Annotated in this window: 21 protein-coding genes; 11 read left to right on the top strand and 10 right to left on the bottom strand. The window is 48.2% G+C overall.

Translation table 11 applies throughout. The features are described from left to right. Positions 1-2 precede the first annotated feature (2 nt). The gene (locus J2S36_RS06635; protein ID WP_309956754.1) at positions 3-578 is read left to right on the top strand and encodes a hypothetical protein; all 576 of its coding nucleotides are present in this window, start codon (positions 3-5) and stop codon (positions 576-578) included. A gap of 542 nt (positions 579-1,120) precedes the next feature. On the opposite strand, the gene J2S36_RS06630 is transcribed toward J2S36_RS06635, so the two are convergent. Then, positions 1,121-3,136 (bottom strand): OPT family oligopeptide transporter, encoded by a 2,016-nt coding sequence (locus tag J2S36_RS06630; protein ID WP_309956752.1) that lies wholly within the window; start codon positions 3,134-3,136, stop codon positions 1,121-1,123. 279 nt (positions 3,137-3,415) lie between these two features. Here J2S36_RS06630 and J2S36_RS06625 point away from each other — a divergent pair, with 279 nt between their 5' ends. Next, positions 3,416-3,871 carry a pyrimidine dimer DNA glycosylase/endonuclease V gene (locus tag J2S36_RS06625; protein WP_309956750.1) on the top strand — a complete coding sequence of 152 codons (456 nt, stop codon included), beginning with the start codon at positions 3,416-3,418 and terminating at the stop codon, positions 3,869-3,871. Here J2S36_RS06625 and J2S36_RS06620 read toward each other — a convergent pair. Then, positions 3,864-4,937 carry a phosphotransferase enzyme family protein gene (locus J2S36_RS06620; protein WP_309956749.1) on the bottom strand — a complete coding sequence of 358 codons (1,074 nt, stop codon included), beginning with the start codon at positions 4,935-4,937 and terminating at the stop codon, positions 3,864-3,866. The genes J2S36_RS06625 and J2S36_RS06620 overlap by 8 nt on opposite strands. A 401-nt stretch (positions 4,938-5,338) precedes the next feature. Between J2S36_RS06620 and J2S36_RS06615 the strand changes: the two genes are divergently transcribed. From J2S36_RS06615 to J2S36_RS06585, 7 genes are all read left to right on the top strand, one after another. Then, positions 5,339-6,346, top strand: a complete 1,008-nt coding sequence (locus J2S36_RS06615) for a siderophore ABC transporter substrate-binding protein (protein ID WP_309956747.1) — start codon at positions 5,339-5,341, stop codon at positions 6,344-6,346. Positions 6,347-6,484: 138 nt separating this feature from the next. Beyond that, a complete protein-coding gene (locus tag J2S36_RS06610; RefSeq protein WP_309956745.1) occupies positions 6,485-7,486 on the top strand; it encodes an ABC transporter permease in 1,002 nt (333 codons plus the stop codon). Then, complete coding sequence (locus J2S36_RS06605; protein ID WP_309956743.1) at positions 7,476-8,570, top strand: iron chelate uptake ABC transporter family permease subunit; 1,095 nt, start codon at positions 7,476-7,478, stop codon at positions 8,568-8,570. The genes J2S36_RS06610 and J2S36_RS06605 overlap by 11 nt, the downstream gene beginning before the upstream one ends. Beyond that, positions 8,567-9,322: an iron ABC transporter ATP-binding protein gene (locus tag J2S36_RS06600; protein ID WP_309956741.1), complete on the top strand. Its 756-nt coding sequence runs from the start codon at positions 8,567-8,569 to the stop codon at positions 9,320-9,322. The genes J2S36_RS06605 and J2S36_RS06600 overlap by 4 nt, the downstream gene beginning before the upstream one ends. 271 nt (positions 9,323-9,593) lie before the next feature. Then, positions 9,594-10,157 (top strand): alkyl hydroperoxide reductase subunit C, encoded by a 564-nt coding sequence (gene ahpC / locus J2S36_RS06595; protein ID WP_309956739.1) that lies wholly within the window; start codon positions 9,594-9,596, stop codon positions 10,155-10,157. Between the two features lie 34 nt (positions 10,158-10,191). After that, positions 10,192-11,763, top strand: coding sequence for an alkyl hydroperoxide reductase subunit F (gene ahpF, locus J2S36_RS06590; protein ID WP_309956737.1), 1,572 nt, complete (start codon positions 10,192-10,194; stop codon positions 11,761-11,763). Between the two features lie 358 nt (positions 11,764-12,121). After that, positions 12,122-13,771 (top strand): BCCT family transporter, encoded by a 1,650-nt coding sequence (locus tag J2S36_RS06585; protein WP_309956736.1) that lies wholly within the window; start codon positions 12,122-12,124, stop codon positions 13,769-13,771. Positions 13,772-13,950: 179 nt separating this feature from the next. Here J2S36_RS06585 and J2S36_RS06580 read toward each other — a convergent pair whose 3' ends face one another. The 7 genes from J2S36_RS06580 to J2S36_RS06550 all read right to left on the bottom strand — a co-directional run bounded on the left by J2S36_RS06580 (position 13,951) and on the right by J2S36_RS06550 (position 20,289). Next, positions 13,951-14,403 (bottom strand): type III secretion system chaperone family protein, encoded by a 453-nt coding sequence (locus J2S36_RS06580; RefSeq protein ID WP_309956734.1) that lies wholly within the window; start codon positions 14,401-14,403, stop codon positions 13,951-13,953. A 43-nt stretch (positions 14,404-14,446) separates the two neighbouring features. After that, positions 14,447-14,887: a type III secretion system chaperone family protein gene (locus J2S36_RS06575; RefSeq protein WP_309956731.1), complete on the bottom strand. Its 441-nt coding sequence runs from the start codon at positions 14,885-14,887 to the stop codon at positions 14,447-14,449. Between the two features lie 282 nt (positions 14,888-15,169). Continuing rightward, the gene (gene ptsP / locus J2S36_RS06570; RefSeq protein ID WP_309956729.1) at positions 15,170-16,852 is read right to left on the bottom strand and encodes a phosphoenolpyruvate--protein phosphotransferase; all 1,683 of its coding nucleotides are present in this window, start codon (positions 16,850-16,852) and stop codon (positions 15,170-15,172) included. Positions 16,853-16,858: 6 nt separating this feature from the next. After that, positions 16,859-17,113, bottom strand: coding sequence for an HPr family phosphocarrier protein (locus J2S36_RS06565; RefSeq protein ID WP_309956727.1), 255 nt, complete (start codon positions 17,111-17,113; stop codon positions 16,859-16,861). A gap of 136 nt (positions 17,114-17,249) precedes the next feature. Continuing rightward, positions 17,250-17,708: a PTS sugar transporter subunit IIA gene (locus J2S36_RS06560; RefSeq protein ID WP_309956725.1), complete on the bottom strand. Its 459-nt coding sequence runs from the start codon at positions 17,706-17,708 to the stop codon at positions 17,250-17,252. A gap of 151 nt (positions 17,709-17,859) precedes the next feature. After that, positions 17,860-19,455: an N-acetylglucosamine-specific PTS transporter subunit IIBC gene (nagE, locus tag J2S36_RS06555; RefSeq protein WP_309956723.1), complete on the bottom strand. Its 1,596-nt coding sequence runs from the start codon at positions 19,453-19,455 to the stop codon at positions 17,860-17,862. Positions 19,456-19,458: 3 nt separating this feature from the next. Next, complete coding sequence (locus J2S36_RS06550; protein WP_309956721.1) at positions 19,459-20,289, bottom strand: PRD domain-containing protein; 831 nt, start codon at positions 20,287-20,289, stop codon at positions 19,459-19,461. 396 nt (positions 20,290-20,685) lie between these two features. On the opposite strand from J2S36_RS06550, the gene J2S36_RS06545 reads away from it, so the two are divergent. Together J2S36_RS06545 and J2S36_RS06540 are read left to right on the top strand one after the other, a co-directional pair. Further along, the gene (locus J2S36_RS06545) at positions 20,686-21,819 is read left to right on the top strand and encodes a zinc-binding dehydrogenase (protein WP_309956719.1); all 1,134 of its coding nucleotides are present in this window, start codon (positions 20,686-20,688) and stop codon (positions 21,817-21,819) included. A 423-nt stretch (positions 21,820-22,242) separates the two neighbouring features. Beyond that, the gene (locus J2S36_RS06540; RefSeq protein WP_309956717.1) at positions 22,243-23,910 is read left to right on the top strand and encodes an MFS transporter; all 1,668 of its coding nucleotides are present in this window, start codon (positions 22,243-22,245) and stop codon (positions 23,908-23,910) included. A 71-nt stretch (positions 23,911-23,981) separates the two neighbouring features. Here the strand turns inward: J2S36_RS06540 and J2S36_RS06535 are convergent, their stop codons facing one another. Continuing rightward, a complete protein-coding gene (locus tag J2S36_RS06535) occupies positions 23,982-24,281 on the bottom strand; it encodes a hypothetical protein (protein ID WP_309956715.1) in 300 nt (99 codons plus the stop codon). Between the last annotated feature and the right edge of the window lie 4 nt (positions 24,282-24,285).

Here is a 24,285-nt window from a genome sequence, read left to right as displayed (position 1 = left end):
TAATGCCTGAGAATTATCTCAATTTAAGCGTGACGCGCACAGATATTGATGGTGACCTCGTAAGAGCTAAATATCCGCCCGAAGTAGCACAGCGGATGCTCGAAAAATATAACGAGATTGCTTTCGATGTTGATGACGGCAATGAAAGATATGCGTCTTATTACCGAACAGAATTAGTAGTTGTGAAGAATCCGAAAAAAGCAGATCTCGCTGTCCGACACACTCCAGAAGCTCAAGCCGGTCTTGCTATAGCAAAGCAGTTAATAGACCCAAGAGAGAAATATATTTACACATACAAGCGTGCATGTGAAGCTATCAATAAGCGAGCTAAAAGAGATGGAATAATTTTTAGGTATCGCGGAGCCGCGAAAGAAAAATTTACTACGCACGATTTTAATTTATTTGTTAGCCAATACGACATGAAAAATAACGAACAATACGCGTTTAATCGGGCTGTGGGACAGGAGCACCCAAGTTATACGTATTCGCAGCAGGCAATAGATTTTGTTGTGGATTCATTAAGGCGAGACGCTGATGTTTTAGACCGTCTTAAGGCTGCAGCTGGTAAGAGAAAATAGGAAAAGGAACATACCCCAGGAGCAAAGGATTCTCAGTCCATATTAAGACCTACCCCCATTCGGGGACCCAGCTTTACCCATCACAAGCAGTTCCTTCTCGCCTGCTATTCTATGTGATCTGCATTAGGCAGGTCAATCTGGGGTATCTAACTTTACCCAGTCAGATCCTGTTGCCCAAACGGGAGCTATTAACTAAAGGGCTACTGCGCACCCGCAAGGGCTTAGTGCTACCGGTACAACTGTTAGCACGGCAAGAATTTTTGTGGGTGCAAGGCAGCGCAAAAAATTTTGGAATCCCCTATTCTCCGCAAGTGCCCTGTCAGATCTTTGTTTGGCGGGATTTTCCTTCCCGAAATCAGGCAAACCCCGAAATGAAATAAATTTACTACCGGAACAAACCGCACAATAAACAATAAATTGCCAACATCGCCAAAATAAGCAAGAAGCTCGCAGCCAATTCCGAAGAACTAGCCGCGAGCTACCCCAGCTTGCGTGCACTCTTTATGCACTCAATTTACGCCGATAGCGCTTTCATTACGCGCTCACTTCGCGTCCGCTTTGATTCCTTGCGCCAGATGCTGCACCCACTTGTAGCTGAGTACAATCATCGCAATAAAGACGACTACGCCAGTGAGCTGATCCCATCCAGCAAACCCGTCAGGCATAATTGCCAACGGCGATTCACTACCAGAACCAGCAATAATTCCTGCGTTTAGCACACCATACAATGATTCACCCACGATCAAACCAGTCGCCAACAATACGCCAAGACGCTTCTTCGCTTCCGCATTACGCTTCCGTGCAGCCCACTTATCATAGGCCAACCCAATGAATGCACCAACGGAAATCAGCACAGTCAACGACATTGGAAGATACATTCCCATTCCGACCGCGAGCGGCGGCAAGCTTAGCTTGCGCGCAGAATTTCTGGTATTCATAATCAGTACTTCGTTCACAACGCAGATCACGATACCGATAATTGCACCAATACCGACCAGGTCCCAACGCAAATCACCAGAAAGCACACCTTTCGCAATCGAAGAAAGCAGTTGCGCTTGCGGAGCAGCCAATGCATTTTCACCTGCGCCCGGCGCGCCAGCAAAGCCAAATGCAGCATGCATCAATTGCAGCACTGGTGGAATGATCAACGAACCGAAAACAACCCCAATAATCAGCGCTACTTGCTGTTTCCACGGAGTTGCTCCCACGAGCTGCCCCGTCTTCAAATCTTGCAGATTATCATTTGAAATCGTGGCGATTCCGAAAACGACGGACGCAGTAAAGAGCGTATAGGCGATCAACGCATCAGCATTTGAATCAGCTTCGCTGCCTGTCACTACTTTTATCAGCAGCGCCGCAGCAAGCACTACGATCACACCGACTCCAGAAATCGGGCTATTCGAAGCGCCGATCAAACCAGCCATATAACCGCAGATCGAAGCCACAATCAGCCCGATAAGCAGGACAAAGATAATCGATAGGGCGATCAAAGCGCCTGTGTGATGCGAAATTGGCGTATCTTTCACGAAGAGCCAGAGCAAAATCCCCACCGGAATCATTGAAGCAAGAGTTACACCAGCTACTACAGAAAATGGAATATCGCGCTCGGTGAGATCAACTTCTTCGCCAGCATTTCGTTTCTGGGAAGAAGCAATTGATTCTTTAATCCCTTTGATGATTGGCAAAATAATTTTCAGCAGCGTCCAGACGGCTGCAACAGCCATTGCCCCGGCACCAACGAAACGCACATTGTTTGCAAAAACGGTATCTACCAGGCTTGGCAAATCTGCAACTACATCAGCTGATAATCCAGCCACATTTTGTGTGAATACCGGTAAAAGCACGCCAAAAGAAATGAGCACACCAACGATCATCGCAATACCGACGGCTACGCCGACAAGATGCCCTACGCCAATGAGGGCAAGCGAAAGGCTGCTGGCCACCATCGTACCACCGGCGCCCACATGGAAATATTTAGCTATCGAACCAGCCGCAACCTTTAGCGAAACGAGCAACTGATATCCGGCTGAAACGAGTGAACCGCCAATAATTACTTTCAGACCGCGCTTGTTTTCTTCAGCCGACCCATGCGTATCACCCACTTTCAGCACTTCCGCAGCCGCAACGCCTTCCGGATAAGGCAAATCTGAGCCAGTCACGAGTGCCCGGCGCAGCGGAATCGAATACGTCACGCCAAGGATCCCGCCAATTGCGCAAACAAGTGCCGTCTCCCAGTAATTAAAACCCGTCCAGTAACCAATCATGATCAAACCGGGAAGCACGAAAATGATTGCCGAAAGTGTACCGGCAGCAGATGCAATTGTCTGCACAATATTGTTTTCAATAACGGTATGGTCTGCAAATTTCCGCAAAATCGCCATTGAAATAACAGCTGCTGGAATCGAGGTGGCGAAAGTAAGTCCAACTTTCAGCCCGAGATAAACGTTTGCAGCAGTAAATACGAGGGTGATCAAACCGCCGAGAATCACTCCGCGGATTGTGAGCTCTTTAATCGGGCTCTTTTCTTTACTTGCCTGCATGGATGCATGTGAAGACATAAGTATTTTCTCCATTAGAGTGCGGAAAATGACATAAAACTGAGTGCTACCAACGCCTTATCGGCGCATGCGAAAAAAGAAATGTCACTTTACTTACTGGCATAGTCTCTCACTTTTGGTTTAAAAATTGAACATTTCACCGCAAAAATTCCTGAAAAGGTGACGAGATAGCCATTTATCACACCACACTTCGTAACTGCACAGCCACCCTCGCGCCGCACAGTATTTTTATTCCGCCCGTTCCAAACGATCACGCATTTTCTCCGCTAGAATCTCCACATGCGCATTTGGAGTATTCACCCTGCCTATCTTGACCGTGCTGGTTTACTCGCGTGTTGGCGCGAAACACTGCTCGCACAGAAAGTATTACAAGGGCTAACAAAAGGTTACAAACACCACCCACAACTGCAGCGATTTCGCGAGCACGCCACCCCATTAGCAGCCATCGGCACCTACCTGCATACGATTCATCGCGAAGCATCCACGCGTGGTTACAATTTCGATGCCACTAAAATCCGGGTCCCCCAAGCGGTAGCAAACGAGTTATTGCTGACGGGAAAAATCACCGTCAGCAATGGACAACTCGCATACGAGCACAATTGGCTCTGGAAAAAGCTTTCCCAGCGTTCACCAGCAACACTGCAGGAAAAATTGTGGCAAAATCAAGACATCTTGCCAAACCCCTTATTTCATGTGGTTGACGGCGGAATCGCAGATTGGGAAAAACTCAGCTAGCTGCAATCAGTTCACGCGTTTGCGCCAGGCTCTGCGCCTCGTGCGCAGCCATTTCCTGTGCAAGCGCGATCTGAGTGCGTGCGCGCACCAGATTATGTTCTGGATATTTAGTCGCGAAATAAACGTCGCCATCAAGATAATCAGCAAGGAAACGCATTCCGCACTCAACCGTCATTAACCATGCCGAGAATGGTAACAGCTCGATTTCGCGTTCAGTCAATGAAGCTGCAGTTTGCGTAAGAAAACCACGCGCGTAGGCGAGATATAGCTCTGGCACAAAATGCACTTTGGACACATCGGGTTCATCTTCTAATGCAGACGATGCGCCAAAGCGGAGCGAATCGCCAAAATCAAAAAGTAACGATCCGGGCATTACCGTATCCAAATCGATTATTGCGCGCACTTCAGCACTTTCCGCATCGATTAGCACATTATTCAGTTTTGTGTCGTTATGAGTTACCCGCAGGGGCACTTCTCCGGCGCGGATCGCCTGCATCACAATGTCATATTTATCGGCGTGCTCCATAAAAAACGCAATTTCTTCGCGGCAAGTTTCCACCCGCCCAGCCGTATCACGCGCAACGGCTGCCTGGAAATCACGGAAACGCTTTGGCGTATCGTGGAATTGTGGAATCGTTTCCGTCAATTTACTCGCATCAAAATCGGCGAGTGTTTTTTGGAAAGCACCAAATGCTTCACCAGTTTTTTCAAAAATCGCCGCATCAGATACGAGATTATACGAGAGCGCCCCTTCGATCATTTCGTAAATCCTGAAAACTTTTCCTTCAGGGGTTTCCAAATAATACTTTCCGGTAGCTAAAACGGGCTGAAAATGTAGAGTTTCTTCACCTTTTTCGCGTAAAAATTTCGTCACTAATACGATGTTTCGCATCAAATTTTCGATATCTTTGAAAGTTGAGGTGGAAATTTGTTGCAAAATATAGTTTTTTTGTGTCGTCTCTACTTTATAGGTGCGATTAATATGACCGTCACCATAAGGTTCGATTTCTACCGGATCACCTTGTACGCGAAATTGACGCACAACATCGAACAGTTCATCAGACATTTATGACTCTCTTTTCTTCCGACGAATAATCAGCAGCCCGCCGTCAAGCACGATTTCCAGATCTGCTTCTGCTCTTGTGCACATTTCGCGTCACTGCGAAAGACTACTTGATTATTTAAGAATTGCTAACCCTTTTAAGATACCACTTCTGTTTCTGTTTCCATACGAAAGACAAACACTTCAGATAGTTTTCCAAATCTGCATTTCCTTAACCTATCAGCAGATTTACAGAGTGACTGCAGCCACTTTCAACTTCAGTTCTTTCATTTAGATTTTAATTAGGATAACCTAAGCTAGTAATTACATCACATACATATTGCGTAAATACTTTATGGATCCATGAGTTCACAGCTAATAAAGCGCAATAAACATCTATACGACACTATCTACACGGAGAGACAATGAAATCCTTCGCGAAACTTGCCGCGTCCACCCTTGCTGCCGCACTTTTCCTCAGCGGCTGCTCCACAAGCACTAACACCACAAAAGATGCGCCGGCAAAAGATGCTAAAACCGCTGAAAGTAAGCAAGAAGCTAACACCTTCCCAGTGAAAGTAAAACACAGCTCTGGGGAAACTGAAATCAAAGCCGAACCAAAACGCATCGTCGTACTGGATATGGGCGTACTCGACACCATTGATGCCATCGGCGCAGGCGATAAAGTGGTCGGCGTGCCAACCAAATCTGTTCCCACCTGGCTCAAGGATAACGAAGGCATAGATTATTCCAAGGCAGAAAATGTCGGCACGTTGAAAGAGCCAGATTTTGAAGCAATCGCAAAGCTAAAGCCAGACCTAGTGCTCATCGGCGGACGCACCGCAAAACTTTACGACGAAGTTGCAAAGAACTTCCCAACCGTCAATATCAAGGCAGACTGGAACGCTGACACCTACGTAGCAGATGTAGTAAATAACGTCAAAGTTGTCGGGCAAGCCCTGGGCAAGAATGAAGCTGCTAAAGCAGCCGCAAAGAAGATCGACGACGCCGTCGCAAAGTATCAGAATGCCGCAAAAGATAAAGGCTCGGCAATGGTTTTGATGACGAACGCTGGCGAAGTTTCAATGCACGGGGTGAAGTCACGTTGGGCACCAATCTGGTCCGTCTTCGGCTTCTCAGAATTGCGGGATACAAACGCTGACGAAGGCCACAAGGGTGCAAAGATTTCCTTCGAGACAATCAAGGAACTCAATCCAGATTACATTTTTGCCGTTGATCGCGATGCCGCAGTAGGCAAGGTAGACCCAGGGGTTACCGCCGAAAAAGTACTCGATAACGAGTTTGTGAACGCCACCCCGGCAGCGAAAAACAAGCACATCACTTATCTCACACCAGAACGCTGGTACATCGTCATGACGGGCGCAAACAACTTCCTCGCAATGCTTGATGAGGTCAACGCGGCACTGAAGTAAATTTGCCGCACGGAAAACCAACAAGCTCAGCATTTCGGAAAAAATAAGCTGAAATACAAAGATTTTGGTGGGAGCAAGCTAGAAGTGCTCCCACCAAAATCTGCAACAGTTAATTGAGCACAGCAAAGAAAATAATTTATGCCACACCCCACCGCAACAGCACGTTATTCCCGCAGCATTCTCGCTACTGGTCTGGGCGTGCTGATCCTTTTCTCACTCGCAATCTGGTCAATTTTCACCGGATCCAGCGAACTTACAGTACTTGATCTGATTTCCGGTAACGCCAACAGCGATCAATTAATGGTCTTTTTCGGTTCACGAATTCCCCGCACCGCAGCCGCCGCTCTTGCCGGATCCGCAATGGCTGTTGCCGGCCTCCTAATGCAGATGCTAGTGCAAAATCGTTTCGTCGAGCCTTCCACTACTGGCGTTACTGAATCAGCAATTTTCGGGGTCCTCATCGTCACCATCCTTGCCCCGGGCGCTGAAATATTTACGAAGATGCTCGTAGCAATCATCTTTGCGCTCATCGGCTCGATGCTCTTAATAGCGCTCATCAACGCTACCCCGAAGCGCGATCTGATCGTCGTTCCACTACTTGGCATCGTGCTTTCAGGGATCATTGGCGCGGGCGCTACTTTACTCGCATGGGAATTTAGCCTCCAAGGCACCGTCGCTGCATGGGAACTCGGTGATTTTTCCGGCATCATTTCAGGACGCTACGAGCTGCTGTGGATCGTCGCCGGAGTGGCAATCGTAATCTATTTATACGCAGACCGGTTTACCGTCATCGGCCTGGGAAAAGAACTTGCCACAAACCTTGGTGTCAACCACAACCGCACCACCCTCCTTGGACTTATTCTCGTAGCAATCACCACCGGAATCACAACAGTGATCGCCGGAGCTCTCCCCTTCCTCGGACTCGTGATCCCGAATCTCGTCTCACTCATCATGGGCGATTATCTGCGCCGCTCCCTACCATTGGTCGCGATTGGCGGAGCCTGCTTTGTACTTTTAGCAGACACCCTTGGACGCACCCTGATTGCTCCTGCCGAAATTGCCGTCGGCACCGTAATGGGTGTGATTGGCGCACTTTTATTTCTCGTATTCCTCTTGCGGAGTTTTGCTCATGCCCACTAAACACACTGAATCACAAACCGTCACTGAAGAATCGAAAATCACTCAGCCCACCATCACAAATTCCATCATGACGCAAACATCTTCCCATGAACTGACAAATTCACTGCTCATTCATCAGACACTAACTGCAAGAAAACGAAAAGTGCGGTTTCGCGTCCTCCTCCTGGCATTTCTCGCGATAGCTTTCTCTAGCTTCTTCGCCACTTATGACGCGCTGGCATATTGGGAGATTATCGGCCCGCTGCGCTTACCTCGCTTATTGGGATTGATCGTGGTGGCGACGGCATTATCTGCATCGACAGTAGTTTTCCAGGTAGTGACACAAAATCGGATCCTCAGCCCGTCGATCATGGGATTCGATTCGCTTTATCGGCTCATTGCCACCCTATTGATTTTTTGCTTCACTTCTGAAGTAGTTGAGCTCTGGAACCCCACAGCAGTATTTGCGATCCAGGCAGGTTTAATGATGCTTGGCGCCGTCATCCTTTTTACTTCGATGATCCGCCGCGGCTCAGATCGGATCCACGTACTGGTGCTGGTAGGTATCGTTTTCGGCACACTGCTGCGTTCGATCACCGCAATGCTTTCGGCGATCATGGATCCAAACGAATTTCAAAATGTACAAGATCTCGGGATGGCTTCGTTTGCAACAATCAATCAGCCCGCCCTGCTCATTACCAGCTTGATCACGATTGCCGCATTATGCGTAATCATGTGGCAGGCGCACGATTGGAATGTGCTTGCACTTGGCCGCACAATTGCCATCCCGCTCGGACTAAACTACACCCGAGCAGTAAAAATCGCTCTTGGAATCTCAAGTCTGCTGGTAGCTTGTGCAACAGCGCTTGTCGGCCCGCTAATGTTTTTCGGACTGCTCGTAGTAAATATTGCAGTCTATATTTTGCGTAGCGACGCCCTTGAATACCTGATTCCCGGTTCAATTTTCATCGGAATTTGCGTATTGGTCGGCGGTCAGGCAGTACTCGAATTTGTGCTTGACCAATCCACTGTACTTCCCGTCGTACTTGAATTTGTGGGCGGCGTATTGCTGCTGACGTTAATTTTGAAAGAGGTGCGCTCATGATCGAGCTACAAAATGTGACGATGAGTTATGGGCAAGAACCAGTAGTTGATAACGTCTCCTTAACCCTCCCGGATCACGGTCTGACGGCATTGATCGGGCCAAATGGTGCCGGTAAATCTACATTGCTTTCTGGGATCGGACGGCTGCAGGAGCTGCAGCATGGCACCGTCGCAATCGATGGGGTCGCGCTGGCAGATTGGCACACTGCAGAGCTTGCCAAAAGTCTTGCCGTATTGCGGCAAGAAAATCACATGACGGTGCGGCTGACGGTCACCGAATTAGTGATGCTTGGCCGTCATCCACATAATCATGGCCGAATTCGCCCGGAAGATGAAGAAATCGCGGCGCGTGTGCTGGAATGGGCGAATCTCACCAAATACTCCGGGCGTTTTTTGGATCAGCTTTCTGGCGGGCAACGGCAGCGCGCATTTATTGCAATGACACTCGCTCAGGGGGCAAAGCACATTCTTCTCGATGAGCCACTTTCCAGTCTTGACCTGCGTAATTCACGCGATCTGATGCGGCACCTGTGGGAAATTTGCCAAAATGACGTCTCCATTGTGATGGTGATCCACGATATCAATATTGCTGCCGCATATGCAGATAGGCTTATTGCGATGAAGAATGGGCGTGTAGTGGCTGACGGGACACCGCTTGAGGTGATGCAACCACAAGTATTAGAAGAAGTTTTTGAAGTGGAAACACATATTACGATGGCCGGGAGCCGCCCGGTAGCAGTACCCGTGCCATAAGCGCAGTTAATATGAGGCGAGGATCGACTCGATATTTTCATACCGCATCTGCGCCATCGGCGAACGAGTGAAAAATCGCACCCATTTCAAAAACTGCTGAAAATTCTTTTGACTTTCGCGAGAAATAGCCGATAAATCATCAATTCAATTGCATTTGAGCTGATTTCAAGCTTATCGGAACCAGCTCTTTTCTGGAATTATTCCAAAAAAGAAGTAATAATAGAACTACAATTAGAAAATAAAAGTAAACAAACCAACCGAAAGGAACATTATGTCTTTGATCAACACCAAAGCTGCTGATTGGAGCGGCCACGCATACCTGAACGGCGATTTTACGAAAGTTTCCGCACAAGATTATGCCGGGAAGTGGGCGATCCTCTTCTTCTACCCAGCCGATTTCACTTTCGTGTGCCCCACCGAACTCGAAGATATGGCTGAGCATTATGACGAATTCCAGAAACTTGGTGTAGAAGTTTACTCCGTCTCCACCGATAAGCATTTCTCACACAAAGCCTGGCATGATTCTTCCGAGCGTATCGGCAAGATCAAGTTCGCAATGGTTGGGGATCCAACATGCGAAATCTCAGCAGCATTTGAAACCCTCCGCCCAGGTGAAGGCGCGGCAGATCGCTCCACGATCGTCATTGATCCAGAAGGCGTGATCCAGTACGTTGAAACCACTTCTGAAGGCGTTGGCCGCAACGCTTCCGAACTCTTACGGAAAGTCAAGGCAGCTCAATACATCTACACCCATCCAGGGGAAGTCTGCCCAGCAAAGTGGGAAGAGGGCGAGGAAACTCTCGCGCCTTCCTTCGATCTTTCCGGCAAGCTCTAAGTCACTGCTCATCAGCCTCTGATAAGGATTATTCATGTTTCTCGATCAGTCTACGTTGAGCCAACTCGGCTCAGTGATGACGAATATCAAGCTACCGATCCGTTTGGAAGCTACTCTCGACGATTCAAAGCGCAGCACCCAGATGCGGGAAATGCTACAGCAAACAGCCGCGCTTTCCGATCTCGTCACTTTTACTGAAGTGCTTGGTAAGGGTGCGAATGACGGTGAAAGCACAGTGCGTACACCGTCATTCGCAATTGTGCGAGAAGGTGCGCCAGAAGTAGCTGTACGTTTTGCCGGTTTGCCGATGGGAGAGGAATTTACAAGCTTCGTGCTTGCTCTGGTACAGGTCGGCGGGCATCCAGTGCGCGCAGATCAGGAAGTACTTGATGCGGCGGCAGCGATTGATCAACCGCACGAATTCGTCACATACATGTCGCTTACTTGCCAGAATTGCCCGACGGTGGTGCAAGCACTGAATGCGCTTGCGGTACTGAATTCCGGAATTACTCATACCGCTGTGGAAGGCGGTGCAAATCAAGCCGAAATTCAGAAGCTTGGGATCAAATCAGTGCCAACTATTTTCATGGACGGCAAGCTCTTCGGGCAAGGTCGGATGGATCTGGCGCAAATCATCTCCAAACTCGATACTTCCTCAGACGCGAAAAGAGCGGAGCGGCTGAACCAGCTTGCCCCGTTTGATGTGCTTGTAGTTGGTGGCGGTCCAGCTGGCGCTACTGCTGCGATTTATTCAGCACGTAAGGGATTGCGTGTAGCGATGGCTGGAGAACGCGTGGGCGGGCAGGTGCTCGATACTGCAACGATTGAAAACCTGGCTGTCACTAAGTCTGTAACTGGCCCTGGGCTGGCTGGCGAGCTTGAAGTATCGATGCGGCATTATGGCGTAGAGATTCTCAGCGGCTTAATTGCTACCAAGCTCCATGAGCAGGATTCGAGCGGCTTATTCGCAGTCGATTTTGGTGATGCCACACTACGTGCAAAGCAAGTGATCATTGCCACGGGCGCACGTTATCGCACTACTGGCGTTCCCGGTGAAGATGACTATCGTAATCGTGGCGTTTCGTTCTGCCCGCATTGCGATGGTCCGCTCTTTAAGGGCAAACCGGTGGCCGTCATTGGTGGCGGGAACTCAGCAATTGAAGCCGCAATTGATTTGGCAGGCTTAGCTACGCATGTCACTGTCGTGGAAATGATGCCCGAGCTGAAGGCTGACGATGTGCTGCAGAAGAAGCTAAATTCGCTGCCGAATACTACTGTGATCACTTCTGCAAAAGTGTCAGCAGTAAAAGGTGATGGTACGGAAGTAACGGCTTTGGAATACACAGATGCAGACGGGAAAACTCAGTCTGTAAACGTAAACGGAATTTTCGTGCAAATTGGGCTGATCCCAAATTCTGAATGGGTATCTGATATCCTGCACCTCAATCGTGGCGGGATCGTGGTGGATGAGCAGTTGATGACTTCGCTTCCAGGAGTATTCGCGGCAGGCGATGTCACTGATACACCATTCAAGCAGGTCGTGGTGGCACTTGGCGCTGGCGCAAAAGCCGCAATCAGTGCTTTCGATTATTCGATTCGCTTGTAATCCAGTCAGGCAGTTACGCATTGCGGCAAAGCATGCTATTGCGATTCGTAATTCTGATTGATTCGCCGCATGCGATATGCCACATCAGCGATAATTAAAATTTCAGCCGGTAGGTTCTGTTTTATCAGAGTCTACCGGCTGGATTTTACTTTTCTTCCCAAAATTTGCTCCTCCGAAAACTCACGATGTTCCATTGCACTTCCTAAATACAAGTTAAAGCGAATATTGCCGATACAGCACGTAACTAGATAATTGCCATCCGGTAGACTGGCATTATTCTCGTTCCAACGCGTATTTGCGTACTACTTACGCTGATGCGCGGTTATCAACTATTTAGCTTTCCGTTTGAGGAGCATTCATGCCAAAAACACTGCGCAAGAAAGTTTTCGCAAGTGCAGGATCCATTATCATTGCAATCGCGCTCTGGACGCTGATCAGCCCCACCAGTGCCGCAAACGTACTTGGTACCACAACTGCTTGGATCGGTAAATGGTTTGGCTGGTTTTATATCTTGCTCGGCACGCTCGTAGTGGTATTTATCTATCTCGTGGCATTCTCCAAATATGGACGGCTCCGTTTTGGTCCGGCAACTGCGCAGCCCGAATATTCAAATCTTGCCTGGGCATCAATGCTTTTTGCGGCGGGGATCGGCACAGATTTAATGTTCTTTGCCGTCGCCGAGCCAGTGGCGCAATATCTCCATCCTCCGCTCATTTCTGGAGGTACCGACATCGCCGCGAAGCAAGCTCCAATCTGGGCAATTTTCCATTATGGCCTGACTGGTTGGGCCATGTATGCCCTGGTAGGAATGGTTTTAGGGTATTACACGTATCGCCGTCATCGTCCAATTGCTGCACGGACGATGCTTGAACCAATTTTTGGGAAGCAGCGAATGTCTGGAATTATTGGCGATATTGTGGACGGTGCTGCCATTATTGGAGCCGTCTTTGGTGTTGCAGCCACGCTCGGGATCGGGGTGGTACAGATAAATGTCGGTTTGAATTTGATCCTGGGGATCCAAAAAGGGTTACCTGCACAAATCCTGCTTATTTCGCTCGCAATCATCATGGCTACTATTTCAGCTACTGTCGGGATCACGAAAGGAATGAAATTCCTTTCGCTGCTCAACGTGTATGGAGCCTTATTCCTGTTACTGTGGGTATTGGTTTATTCCCGCACAGATCTGCTCCTAAATGCACTCGTGATGAATATTGGCGATTTAGCTGCCGCTTTCCCATCCATGACGATGGACACTATGGCTTGGGCAGATGCAGATCTCTGGAAGAATTCCTGGACACTTTTCTTTTGGGCTTGGTGGGTCGCCTGGGCTTCATTTGTGGGAATGTTTTTAGCACGGATTTCCTATGGACGAACGATTCGGCAATTTGTGCTTGGAGCTACTTCGATCCCACTGTTTTATATTGTGTTTTGGATTTCTATTTTCGGAAATGCCTCGATTGATCACATCCGAAATAGTGCTGCCGGGAAAGCTTTTGGCGAAGCCACACTAAAATCTCCCGAACTGGGGCTTTATCAACTTTTAACACAACTTCCACTTGCTCCGATCATTATCGTTTTAGCCACATTGGTGGGTTTGCTTTTTTACGTTACTTCAGCTGATTCGGGCGCTTTAGTGATGGCAAATTTATGCACAGAATGCAGTGATCCAGCCGAAGATGCAGCTGGCTGGCTCAGAATATTCTGGGCATTAGTGACGGGTTTGCTCACGGTTGGGATGCTTGTAGTTGGCGGTATTCCGGCTTTACAATCAGCTGCTGTGATCATGGGCTTGCCTTTTGCTGTGGTGCTTGCGCTGGCAATGTATGGTTTCTATAAAGAGTTGCAGCATACCGACCATGAACTTGCTGAGGAAGAAATCCGCCCCACGATTCACAAAGATAATCTTCCGCAATATCGGGCACGACGGCGTAAATTATTTAAGCGCCGACTGCCGCACAAGCCACGCTCACACCGTGTTAAGCATCTGATCACTGCAAAATACAAATAAATTCAATATCCACATCAGCTCCATAAATGAGCTAATAATTGTATTTATTAAGTGGTGCTGACGCATCACACCAGCAGCTGTGATGAGATTAAAGGCTTATTGAACAACTAGTATGCAAATTATTTGCTTTGCCGATCTAGCCGTGCAATGCACGCGAGAAATTATCCTTGCAGCGGAATTTAGTTTTTCGTCCCAAGAGATTCGAAAAATTCATCGCGAAATGCTAATGCAGCAAAAATGAAATTCCGCAATGCATGATCAAGCTGCGCATCCGTCGCTCCAAAAGCTATCTGCTGCGAATCTGAAAAGATCAAAATCTGCTCAAGCTGCAGGATCTTTTCACCTTCCGCATTTTCATGCAAATAAGCTTTCGGAACAACTTTAGTGCGATGCCATTCTTCAATAAAATCAAGGATCGCATTCTCTTCCCGATTCAGAGATTCAGCAACAATAGTCGCAGTAAAATCGAGCCGATCATGCTCGGGAAAATACGTCACTACCAATGGCATTCCGCGAAAACCGGTTTGGATCTGCGAACCTGCTAATTCATACCCCCAACCTTCTGTATCAAAAATTCGCCGAATCCGCTCAATCGATATCGGCGTAGTAATTTCACCGTATTCTAAGTTCATTTCATGCACCCTTCTTTTTTTATCAGCGCGGAGCTTCGCGCAATCACTGCCAGTTATTCTTCCGCTTTGCATCAAGCTGTTGATAAAAATCGCGCAAGGTTGAGAAAAATACGAAGAGATTTGCTTCAATCTGCGCATCCGTCACGCCTTCAACACAATCCAATGCATAATCACAACGAGCCCGCACGATGCCGTCATCATTGATTGACGGATACACACGCGGCCAGAACGTCTTTGCATTCCAGTGATTTATAAACCGCCGGAATTGCGCAAGCTCTGCGATCGGAATATCACGGAATGGATCAGCCTGGAGCAATAAAATCCCGTCATCAGCCCCGTGGAAACTAAACCACACCACGCACTCATTGATAAACATTCCCAAATCTCCAGCCGAATCAATGAAATAAATCAGATCCATGCGCTTGAGAATTTCCACCACACGCTCTTGTGAGAGCGGCGCTACTGCTTGATATCCTGCCCCCATCTAAGACCCTCACTATTCTTTCTGGTGCACCAAGACGTGCAATTCGCAAATATCTTTCTTCACCACAACTCTACATTGCGCCACCCCGAAAATTTCTTTGCCTTTTCAATATTGCGCACATTCTCGCGGAATAATCGCTTAAATCAGAATTATTGCAAATGACGGAGCGGCAGTACGCATAAAATCGCACTCCCGCTCCGTCATTTTCCGTATTTGATTATTACACTTCGGATTTTCCCGCACTAAAGTAGCTCACACTTTAGTAACGCACCCCAAAGAGAATCACCCGCAAAGCGCTACAGTTTCTGCAATCTGCGCAGAAACACTAGCTTTCGCCTCAGATGCTGAATCTGCGGCAAGCGCGATCCGGGCAAGCTCTTGGCACTGTGCCAAAGTATGCCGTGCCAACGCTGCACGCACCGCCGGTACTTTCGCCGCCGACATTGACAAGGAATATACTCCCAAGCCCACAAGAACCAAGGCAAGAATTGGATCGCCCGCCGCTTCTCCACATACGCCAATATGTGTATCGGTAGCTTGACCCGCTTCACAAATTCCACGAATCAATTCAAGTACTGCCACTTGCCACGGATCATTCAATTCAGTAAGTGCTGGATGCAGCCTGTCAGCTGCCATCACATACTGCGTGAGGTCATTTGTACCAATCGATACGAAATCAAGATCAGCGCGTTCCATTAACCGCCGTGCCTGGATCGCTGCAGCTGGAGTCTCGATCATGATTCCAACATTTGCAATTCCTTTCGCACGAGCTAACTCAGCAAACCACTTTGCCTCCGCAACCGTAGCAACCATTGGCGCCATCACACGTGTATTCTCTTTTGCTACATTTCCCAATGCGCTCAGCTGCACGTCCAAGAGCTCCTGATTTGCCTGGCACAAACGAATCCCGCGCTGTCCGAGAGCTGGATTCTCTTCTCCGCTTTGGTCAATAAAAGGCACTGGCTTATCTGCACCAATATCAAGAGTCCGCACAGTGACGGGCTTCCCGGCAAAAGCCTCTAAAATTCCACGGAAATTTGATTCCTGCGCGTCAATTGAAGGCGCTTGCGCCCCAGTGAGAAACATAAATTCTGTGCGTAGCAACCCCACGCCTTGCACATCAGCTTCATGCAGTTTTTGCGCATCGGCAAGCGTGCCGATATTTACCTTCAACGCTACGGGCATACCGTCAGCCGTCTGCCCGTCCCCGGTAGTGGATGCCAAAAACTCTTCGCGTTTTTGGGCAGCAACAAGTTGTGCTTGGACAAATTCGGGATCCGGATCAGCCCAGACGCTTCCCGTCCGCCCGTCCACGAGCACACCACTTCCGGCAGCGATTTTCGTTACCTCTGGCGCTGCCACAACGGCAGGAATCCCCAGCGTTGCCGCTAAAATCGCAGTATGCGAAGTCGGGCCGCCAAATTCAGTCACAATCGCTAAAACTTTAGATAAATCAAAATCGGCTGTTTGCGCAGGAGAAAGATCTTTTGCAACCACCACCCCAGGCTCAGCGAAATGCGCCACGCCAGGAGCTGGCACACCGCGCAGTTTTGCAATTACGCGATCACGAATAGACTGCAAATCAGTAACTCGCTCAGCCATATATCCACCGATGCTTTCCAGCATCAGCGCGTATTCCGCAACCGCGTTATACACCGCTGCCGTCACGCCTTTGCCCAGTTCAAGCTGCTTCAAAGTGGATTTCAATAAGCCTTTATCGCGCGCAAGATCAGCGGTCATCGCAAGGATCTCGGCAAATTCGCCCTCACGCCGGGCAGCCAGCTCATCCAGCTCAGCTGCAACATCTTGATATGCTTGCGCTACTTTTGGCGCGTCAGCGGCACTGCCTGCAGGTTCAGCAGCATCTACGCCAATCGGTTCTGCCACTAAGTAGGCTGGTCCAAATACAGTGCCCGGAGACACGCCAATACCGCGAAAATCTGGTGCCGCTTCCTCACCACTCATTATTTTTCACTCCTGGTTTTCGATAAAATCTACAAGTTCGTCGATTGCTGCGATCGCATCTTCTGCACCACTCAGCGTGACGACATCGCCACAATTTGCCCCGAGCGTCATTACCTCAAGTAGACTTGCAGCATCAGCAGAATTTTCACCAAGACTGATCGTAATATCTTTCCCGGTCTGTGCAGCGGCACGAGAGAATGCTGCTGCCGGGCGTGCATGCAATCCGAGTTTTGCTGCCACAGTTGCCTGCTTTGAATACATTGTTTCCCCTTATTTTTTAGATCCACCAAAATCATCCGTGAATCGTGACACGACTGCACCAGAGCCGCACTAAAATTTAACTTCAGATCTTAATCCGGCTGGTGCTGAAAGTTTAAGTTTTTCAAATTACCTTTAATTAATTTAGAGTTACCTGCGCACCCTCAGAGTTAATCGCAATACTCTTTACCTGCGCTTGATTTGTGAGAACTACTGGAGTAACGAGATTGTATCCGGCAGCTTTTACTTTTGCTCCGTCTACATGTACGACGGGAGTACCTGCTGCAACGTGCTCTCCAGTGTGTGCCAGTTCAGTAAAACCTGCACCCTTTAGTTCAACTGTCTCTAGCCCGATGTGTACTAAAATTTCCAGCCCTTCATCGCTCTTCATCGCAAAAGCATGAAGCGAGCTGAACACTTTCAATAAAGTGCCCGAAATTGGAGCCACCACATCAAATGAATCTGCACTTGGCTCTACCGCAAAACCGTCACCAAGCATTTTTTGTGCAAACATTTCATCTGGCACCTCACTCAACCCCACGATCTTGCCCGCAAAAGGCTGGATCAACTGGACTTTCTTGCTACGCCCAAAGAACATCGTCGTTATTCCTTTCGAATTTAGTTTTCATTTTTCAGGCTGGGCTAGCTGCTGAGAGCCGACCCAGCTCAATCTAACCCAGCCTGAAAATTATGAGTGATAGCGAGTATCAATGCATGATCACGCTTAAATGCAGCGGTGATTCAGCAACTTAAAAAGCCTGCTCACCGTTTAGCTGTGCGTCACTGGCGCGAAGCTGATCAGCCACTTCATCGTATACAAACTGGACTTTCGGACCAATCACAACCTGCACTGCCTTCTGAGATGGACGAATCACACCAGCCACGCCAGCTTCCTTGATCGTATTTTCGTTCACCTTCGTGTAATCCTTCACGATTGTGCGCAGACGGGTAGCACAGTAATCGAGTGTGTCAACATTTTCGATACCGCCAAGACCAGCAATAATCTTCGTAGCCACATCGGAAAGCGGAGCATCAGACTTCAATTGTGCATTTGCATCGTCGTCATCACCACGACCTGGGGTCTTAAGATTGAGCGCGCCAATCAAGAAGTAGAAGATCACGAAGTAAATTACGGCGAAAACAATGCCTTGCAGCAGTAACATGTACCACTGGTTTGCGATCGGGTTCTGCGAAGAAAGCAGCATATCTACAAAACCTGCGGAGAAGCCAAAGCCTGCAGTCCACTTGAAAGTTGCTGCAATGAATACTGCAAGACCGGTAAGAATTGCGTGTACACCATAAAGCAGTGGAGCTACGAACATGAAGGAGAATTCGAGTGGTTCGGTCACGCCAGTGAAGATCGAAGCAAGTGCACCAGCTGCCATCAGCGAACCAATTGCCTTCTTCTTGCTCTTATCAGCACGCAGGTAAATTGCAAGCGCAGCGGCTGGCAAACCAAACATCATTACTGGGAAGAAGCCACCCTGGTATCGACCAACTTCGCCAATAACGGTACATACACCGTCAGTCCAGACGCCAGGGCAAGTGGCAGCATCAGTAGCAGCCTTAGCTGCTTCGATGGTTTCGCCACCCTTGAGGAATTTACCAATATCGTTGATCCCGATAACGTCAAACCAGAAGATCTGGTTCAGAGCGTGATGCAAACCAGTTGGGATCAAAAGACGATTAGCCACACCATAAAGACCTGCACCAATAGCGCCTAAACCATAGAGCCACTGACCGAAGGAGAACAACACACCGTAAACAATCGGCCAAACCAAGTAGAGGATCCCTGCAAGAGCGATTGCAAAAATCGAGGTGAGGATCGGCACGAGCCGACGACCAGAGAAGAATGCCAAGAAATCTGGCAACTTTGCGCGATGGAAACGATTGTAAACCCAAGCTGCAAGAATCCCGACAAGAATCCCGATCAGCACATTCTTATCGTTGATTGCAGCCCAACCATGCGAATTCCAGTCGAGCAGCGCTTGACCGCCCTCTTCCTTCAGCTTTGCAAGATCTACTCCTTGATAGCCAGCTACGGTTCCTTCGGCAAGCAGAAGCTTGATCGTACCGTAACCAAGGAAACCAGAAAGCGCTGCTGCACCATTGGAATCTTTTGCAAGCCCGAATGAAATTGCGATTGCAAAAATCCAGCCAAGATTATCGAGAACAGCGCCACCAGCCTTGATCAATATCGCAGCTGCAACATTATTTGCACCCCAGCCTGTTGGATCAAGCCAGTAACCAATACCCATCAGGATTGCAGCCACTGGCATCACTGCCACTGCACCCATGAGCGCCTTACCGAGCCGTTGGAGGCTCTCCATAAATGAACCTTTCACGATTCAATTCCTTTCATTGTGTGTATCGAGCCAGCCGTGAAGTTTCATTGCAAAGTAAGCCACCTCTCCTTCGGCTTTCTTTGGGATTTCTCCACCAGCTAGTTTTTTGATTATTTGTCTTGCAACGCTCGTCTCACGTGGAATCGCCAACGAAATACATTTCGAGGCATCGTTGCGTCGAAACTCTTCGTTTCGCACACGCCGAGATAGCCGTAATAGACTTGTAATCATGTCATCATCAGCAGCTCCATGAGCTATCTGAAGTTCATCTTCGAGAAATTCCACGAGTGACGAAAGAATATTCGCCTTACTCAGCGGAGCTTTCACCGTTTTTCCTGTGATTGCCGCATTCAGATGCAGCGCAATAAAAGCCGCTTCATCCAGCGGCAGTTCTGTATCAAGATTCGAGTTAAGATAGCGCACCATTAATTCAGCCGCTGAAAATTCGGCTGGAAAAGCAGCTTTGACCTCTCCAAAAACTTTAGATTCGATCAATTCGCCTGCATTTTGGCGTTGCACTGCAAAGGCGAGATGATCAGCTAACACCAAATATACTGACGGGTGCAGTTCACCCAGTAAATCTCCGGCTAAATCAAGCGCGGCATTAATGGTTGTCAGAATGATGGGCGAAAGATTAGATGCTGACTGCATAAAAGCAGCACGGTCAGGACTGACTTCCACAAATCGATGCTGAATACTTTCGGTGTCGATAAAATCTCCGACTGATCTTGAAAATCCAATGCCCCGCCCAACGAGAACCAGCTCAGCACCGTGCAGGCACGCCAAAACTGCGTTGTTGGACAACACCCGAACGACGCGAGGTAAATTTGGCACGACTCAGCTCCCCTTTGAGCACACAGATACGCAACTTACGTATCCTATCCTACTGAGATAAACTTATTATCTTTCGTCATGCCTGCCGAACAGTAACACCTAAGATATTTACTCATCAACTACTTTAGAACAGATCCTCACTGATGACAATACCTGCTGTGTATTTTCACAGAATTACTCACGAGTGTGACTCACAACTGATCGTGAACAATTCACATTACCTCAGCCCGCGATGCAAAGCCCCCGAATCTTAAAAGATGCAAATGTTAAGCATATGTAATAATTAATAAATACTTAAGCAAACATTTTAGAATATTAAGTGACAAATGTATGTAACAAAGATAAACTAAGAACGATAACACCTGTTGTTACAGCTCTATTCCAATGGAGGAAGAAATGTCCAAAGAAATCCCTGAAACAATGCGCGCAGCCGTACTACGCGATCCAGAAATCGGATTGCAAGTTGAAACGATTCGCACCCCACACCCGAATGACGGTGAAGTACTGATCAAAGTGACAGCGTGCGGCATGTGCCATTCCGATTTACACGTTATCGGCGGCAAAATCGCTTTCCCGCTCCCCGCAGTACTCGGGCATGAAGTAACTGGAGAAATCGTTGAGATTGGACCAAATACCGAACACTTCAACTTTGCAGTCGGGCAACACGTATCTGGCGCCTTTTTAATGCCTTGCGGGCAATGCGAATTTTGCGCCGCAGGCCGCGATGACCTCTGCGCCCCGTTCTTTGATTTGAATCGCCTAAAAGGGCAGCTTTACGATGGCCACACGCGCCTCTTTGGTGTGGACGGTGAACCAATTGCAATGTATTCAATGGGGGCACTCGCTGAATATTGCGTCATCCCAGCCACCTCAATCGCAGTACTTGAACACGGAATGGATTTGACGGCTAGCGCAATTTTAGGCTGCGCTGCACTCACCGGATACGGCGCCGTACGGCGCGGAGCAAATCTCCATTACGGAGAAACGGTAGCAGTAGTTGCAACTGGTGGAATCGGTTCAAATATTATCCAGGTAGCAAAAGCATTTGGCGCAGCACAAATAATCGCGATCGATGTAGCCGACGAAAAGCTACAAGCCGCGAAAGAACTTGGCGCTACTCACACAATCAATTCAACTCAGGAGGATGTCCGCACAGCCGTCTTTGAAATCACTCACGGGCGTGGCGTAGATGTAGCCTTTGAAGCGCTTGGGCGCCCAGAAACATGGACTTCCGCGCTTGACGCATTGCGCGACGGCGGCAGAATGGTACCGATCGGGCTGGGCGCAGGAGTGCAGACAGCGGCTGTTGAAATCAACCGCACCGTTCGGCGTTCACAGTCGATTCTTGGCTCCTACGGAGCCCGCACCCGCCAAGATTTACCAGTAGTAGTCAAGATGGCTGCCGCAGGGAAAATCGATTACCAACACATCGTAACGCAAAAATTCGCACTCGAAGATGCAGGAAAAGGGTACAGCCTGCTTGCTCAGGGAAAGATTCAAGGGCGCGCCGTAGTTGAGATGTCTCTTTGATGAAGATCGCATCTCGCACGATGCTTTGATACACGGCATCACGATCCATATTCACCTCAGAAACATTGCAAGAAAAAACAATTAAGTACCGTCAATGATTTACTGCTTATTGACGGTACTTAACGCGCTCAGCCTATTTTCATCATCGGCACGACTTACCGCATGGCTATACATGATCAGCTCTGCAAGATTACGATTAAATAAATTTGACAAAATTTTACAATAAAGAAAATGTCATAAATATTTTTTGTATTGTATAGACAAATTAAAATTTGTAACTTACAATCTTAGATATCCGAGACAAGGGTGTTTCGACTGAAACGGGAAACACCAAAATACTCAGATTTTCAAAATCGTATCAACAGCTTTTTGCGCACTAAAAAACAATGAGCGAAAAGCTAAACCATCATCAAAGGAGATTAGATGGACGATAAAATATGCAAAACCTCAGTTCAAGGACTCTCTAGAGCGCAACTTGGCGCAATGGTTGAAGAAACTCCAGCTTCCGGAAAGCACCGCGGAATTATTGCAATTGCTGGAGTAGCCACACTCGGGTCGCTTTTATTTGGTTATGATACAGGCGTGATTTCAGGCGCATTACCCTATATGCACATGCCTGCAGGCGCCGGCGGATTGGGCTTAACCGCTGGCGAAGAAGGCGCAATCGGCGGCATCCTCACTCTCGGCGCAGCATTTGGCGCATTGTTTGGAGGCCGCCTTTCCGATCGCTATGGACGCCGCCACAACATTATCATGCTTGCGATCCTCTTCTTTATTGGCGCAATTGGAAATACATTCGCCCCAAATGTCTGGGTCATGTATCCGTTCCGGTTGATTCTTGGTATCGCCGTCGGTGGCGCTTCCGCAACCGTGCCGGTTTACCTCGCTGAAACTGCACCAAAACAAATTCGTGGCACGATCGTCGCCCTCGATCAGTTAATGATTGTCACTGGGCAGCTTCTCGCATTCGCAATGAATGCTGGGATCAACGCGATGCATGGCGGTCCACAACTTACCGTCCTTTCAGATCCAAGCGGGAAAATTGCTCCCGGATCATATACTTGGGATACATTACAACACACAATTGAGCAATCGATTCATTCCACGGATATGAATGTCATCCGTGATTTCGCAACACAATTAGCAATCCAAGACGGATCAGGCAACGGTGCTGCTTGGCGTTGGATGATTGTGCTTTGCTCCATCCCGGCGATACTGCTCTGGATTGGCATGCATCTGATGCCCGAATCTTCTCGCTGGTATGTACTGCGTGCTGAAATTTACGGCGCAATTGGCGCACTCAAAACTGTGCGTGAGGGCGTTTCAAACTCTGCAATCACTGACGAACTCTCCGAAATGGTGGAAAAGCGAAAGAGCGATCTCGAAAAATCGAGCCAGACAAGAGGATTACGAGAAGTATGGAACACTCCTTGGCTGCGTAAGCTCCTGCTAGTGGGAATCTTCTTAGCAATCGTAAATCAAACCACTGGTGTAAATACGGTAATGTATTACGCACCAAAGGTACTCGGCTACGCCGGAATGGGTACTTCTGCGGCAATCAGCGCGCAAGTAGCTAACGGTGTTATGTCAGTAATCGGTGCCGCATTTGGTTTAGTGCTGATGACAAAATTTACGCGCCGCCAAATTCTAATTTGGGACGTTTCATTAGTCGGCGTAATCCTACTTACAATTGCAGGTCTTTTCCACTTTATGATCGCCCCATATATGCATGCTGGAGAGATTCCACCAATCTGGGCAGCATATGTAATCCTTGCTTTGATGTCAGTATTCATGCTGGTAGTACAGTCTTCGAACGGCACCGTGGTATGGACAATGCTTGGTGAAATGTTCCCAGCATCAGCACGCGGCGTCATGAATGGCACTGCAATATTCTGCATGTGGATTGTAAACGCCACGATTACCTGGACTTTCCCAACAATGATGAATACGCTTGGCGGCGGAATCACCTACAGCATCTATGGCGTACTTAATCTGATTATCGCCGTGATCTTGTGGAAGATTATGCCAGAAACTTCCAATAAGTCACTTGAAGAAATCGAGATCTATCTGGAAGAAAAATATTCCAAGTAGGAATTTGCAGATATGAAAATGGGATGATTTCGGAGTACATCTGAAATCATCCCATTTGCATTACGTATTAATTACATTTCCTGATGCAAATACACATAAAGGCTCAGGAAGGCGAAGAGCGATGCCGTCACCGCGGCGCAGACACCAGCAGCAAATGCGATTACGGGAACTTGTGCAATCACACCAATTATTGCAAGTGCAAAAAACATGCCCAGCACAAAAATAGCTGGCGTAATTTTCAGTTGCGCTTCGTGATGATCAGCCATCAAGGCAGAAGTGCGATCAACTAACACAAAACGAAAAGTAGTGCCAGTATGATTTACACGCATACGAGTTTTCTTTACATGATTCATTTCAGCAGTAAGTGCCATTATT

The sequence above is a fragment of the Arcanobacterium hippocoleae genome (assembly GCF_031456295.1).
Taxonomy (GTDB): Bacteria; Actinomycetota; Actinomycetes; order Actinomycetales; family Actinomycetaceae; genus Arcanobacterium_A; species Arcanobacterium_A hippocoleae.
Note: the sequence above shows the minus strand (reverse complement) of the source record. Positions and strands in the feature narration are given on the sequence as shown.

What these genes read in the sequence shown, in the direction of transcription:
- J2S36_RS06635 (WP_309956754.1), top strand. Translation starts at nt 3, where the DNA reads ATGCCTGAGAATTATCTCAATTTAAGCGTGACGCGCACAGATATTGAT.
- J2S36_RS06630 (WP_309956752.1), bottom strand. Translation starts at nt 3,136, where the DNA reads ATGTCTTCACATGCATCCATGCAGGCAAGTAAAGAAAAGAGCCCGATT.
- J2S36_RS06625 (WP_309956750.1), top strand. Translation starts at nt 3,416, where the DNA reads ATGCGCATTTGGAGTATTCACCCTGCCTATCTTGACCGTGCTGGTTTA.
- J2S36_RS06620 (WP_309956749.1), bottom strand. Translation starts at nt 4,937, where the DNA reads ATGTCTGATGAACTGTTCGATGTTGTGCGTCAATTTCGCGTACAAGGT.
- J2S36_RS06615 (WP_309956747.1), top strand. Translation starts at nt 5,339, where the DNA reads ATGAAATCCTTCGCGAAACTTGCCGCGTCCACCCTTGCTGCCGCACTT.
- J2S36_RS06610 (WP_309956745.1), top strand. Translation starts at nt 6,485, where the DNA reads ATGCCACACCCCACCGCAACAGCACGTTATTCCCGCAGCATTCTCGCT.
- J2S36_RS06605 (WP_309956743.1), top strand. Translation starts at nt 7,476, where the DNA reads ATGCCCACTAAACACACTGAATCACAAACCGTCACTGAAGAATCGAAA.
- J2S36_RS06600 (WP_309956741.1), top strand. Translation starts at nt 8,567, where the DNA reads ATGATCGAGCTACAAAATGTGACGATGAGTTATGGGCAAGAACCAGTA.
- ahpC (WP_309956739.1), top strand. Translation starts at nt 9,594, where the DNA reads ATGTCTTTGATCAACACCAAAGCTGCTGATTGGAGCGGCCACGCATAC.
- ahpF (WP_309956737.1), top strand. Translation starts at nt 10,192, where the DNA reads ATGTTTCTCGATCAGTCTACGTTGAGCCAACTCGGCTCAGTGATGACG.
- J2S36_RS06585 (WP_309956736.1), top strand. Translation starts at nt 12,122, where the DNA reads ATGCCAAAAACACTGCGCAAGAAAGTTTTCGCAAGTGCAGGATCCATT.
- J2S36_RS06580 (WP_309956734.1), bottom strand. Translation starts at nt 14,403, where the DNA reads ATGAACTTAGAATACGGTGAAATTACTACGCCGATATCGATTGAGCGG.
- J2S36_RS06575 (WP_309956731.1), bottom strand. Translation starts at nt 14,887, where the DNA reads ATGGGGGCAGGATATCAAGCAGTAGCGCCGCTCTCACAAGAGCGTGTG.
- ptsP (WP_309956729.1), bottom strand. Translation starts at nt 16,852, where the DNA reads ATGAGTGGTGAGGAAGCGGCACCAGATTTTCGCGGTATTGGCGTGTCT.
- J2S36_RS06565 (WP_309956727.1), bottom strand. Translation starts at nt 17,113, where the DNA reads ATGTATTCAAAGCAGGCAACTGTGGCAGCAAAACTCGGATTGCATGCA.
- J2S36_RS06560 (WP_309956725.1), bottom strand. Translation starts at nt 17,708, where the DNA reads ATGTTCTTTGGGCGTAGCAAGAAAGTCCAGTTGATCCAGCCTTTTGCG.
- J2S36_RS06545 (WP_309956719.1), top strand. Translation starts at nt 20,686, where the DNA reads ATGTCCAAAGAAATCCCTGAAACAATGCGCGCAGCCGTACTACGCGAT.
- J2S36_RS06540 (WP_309956717.1), top strand. Translation starts at nt 22,243, where the DNA reads ATGGACGATAAAATATGCAAAACCTCAGTTCAAGGACTCTCTAGAGCG.
- J2S36_RS06535 (WP_309956715.1), bottom strand. Translation starts at nt 24,281, where the DNA reads ATGGCACTTACTGCTGAAATGAATCATGTAAAGAAAACTCGTATGCGT.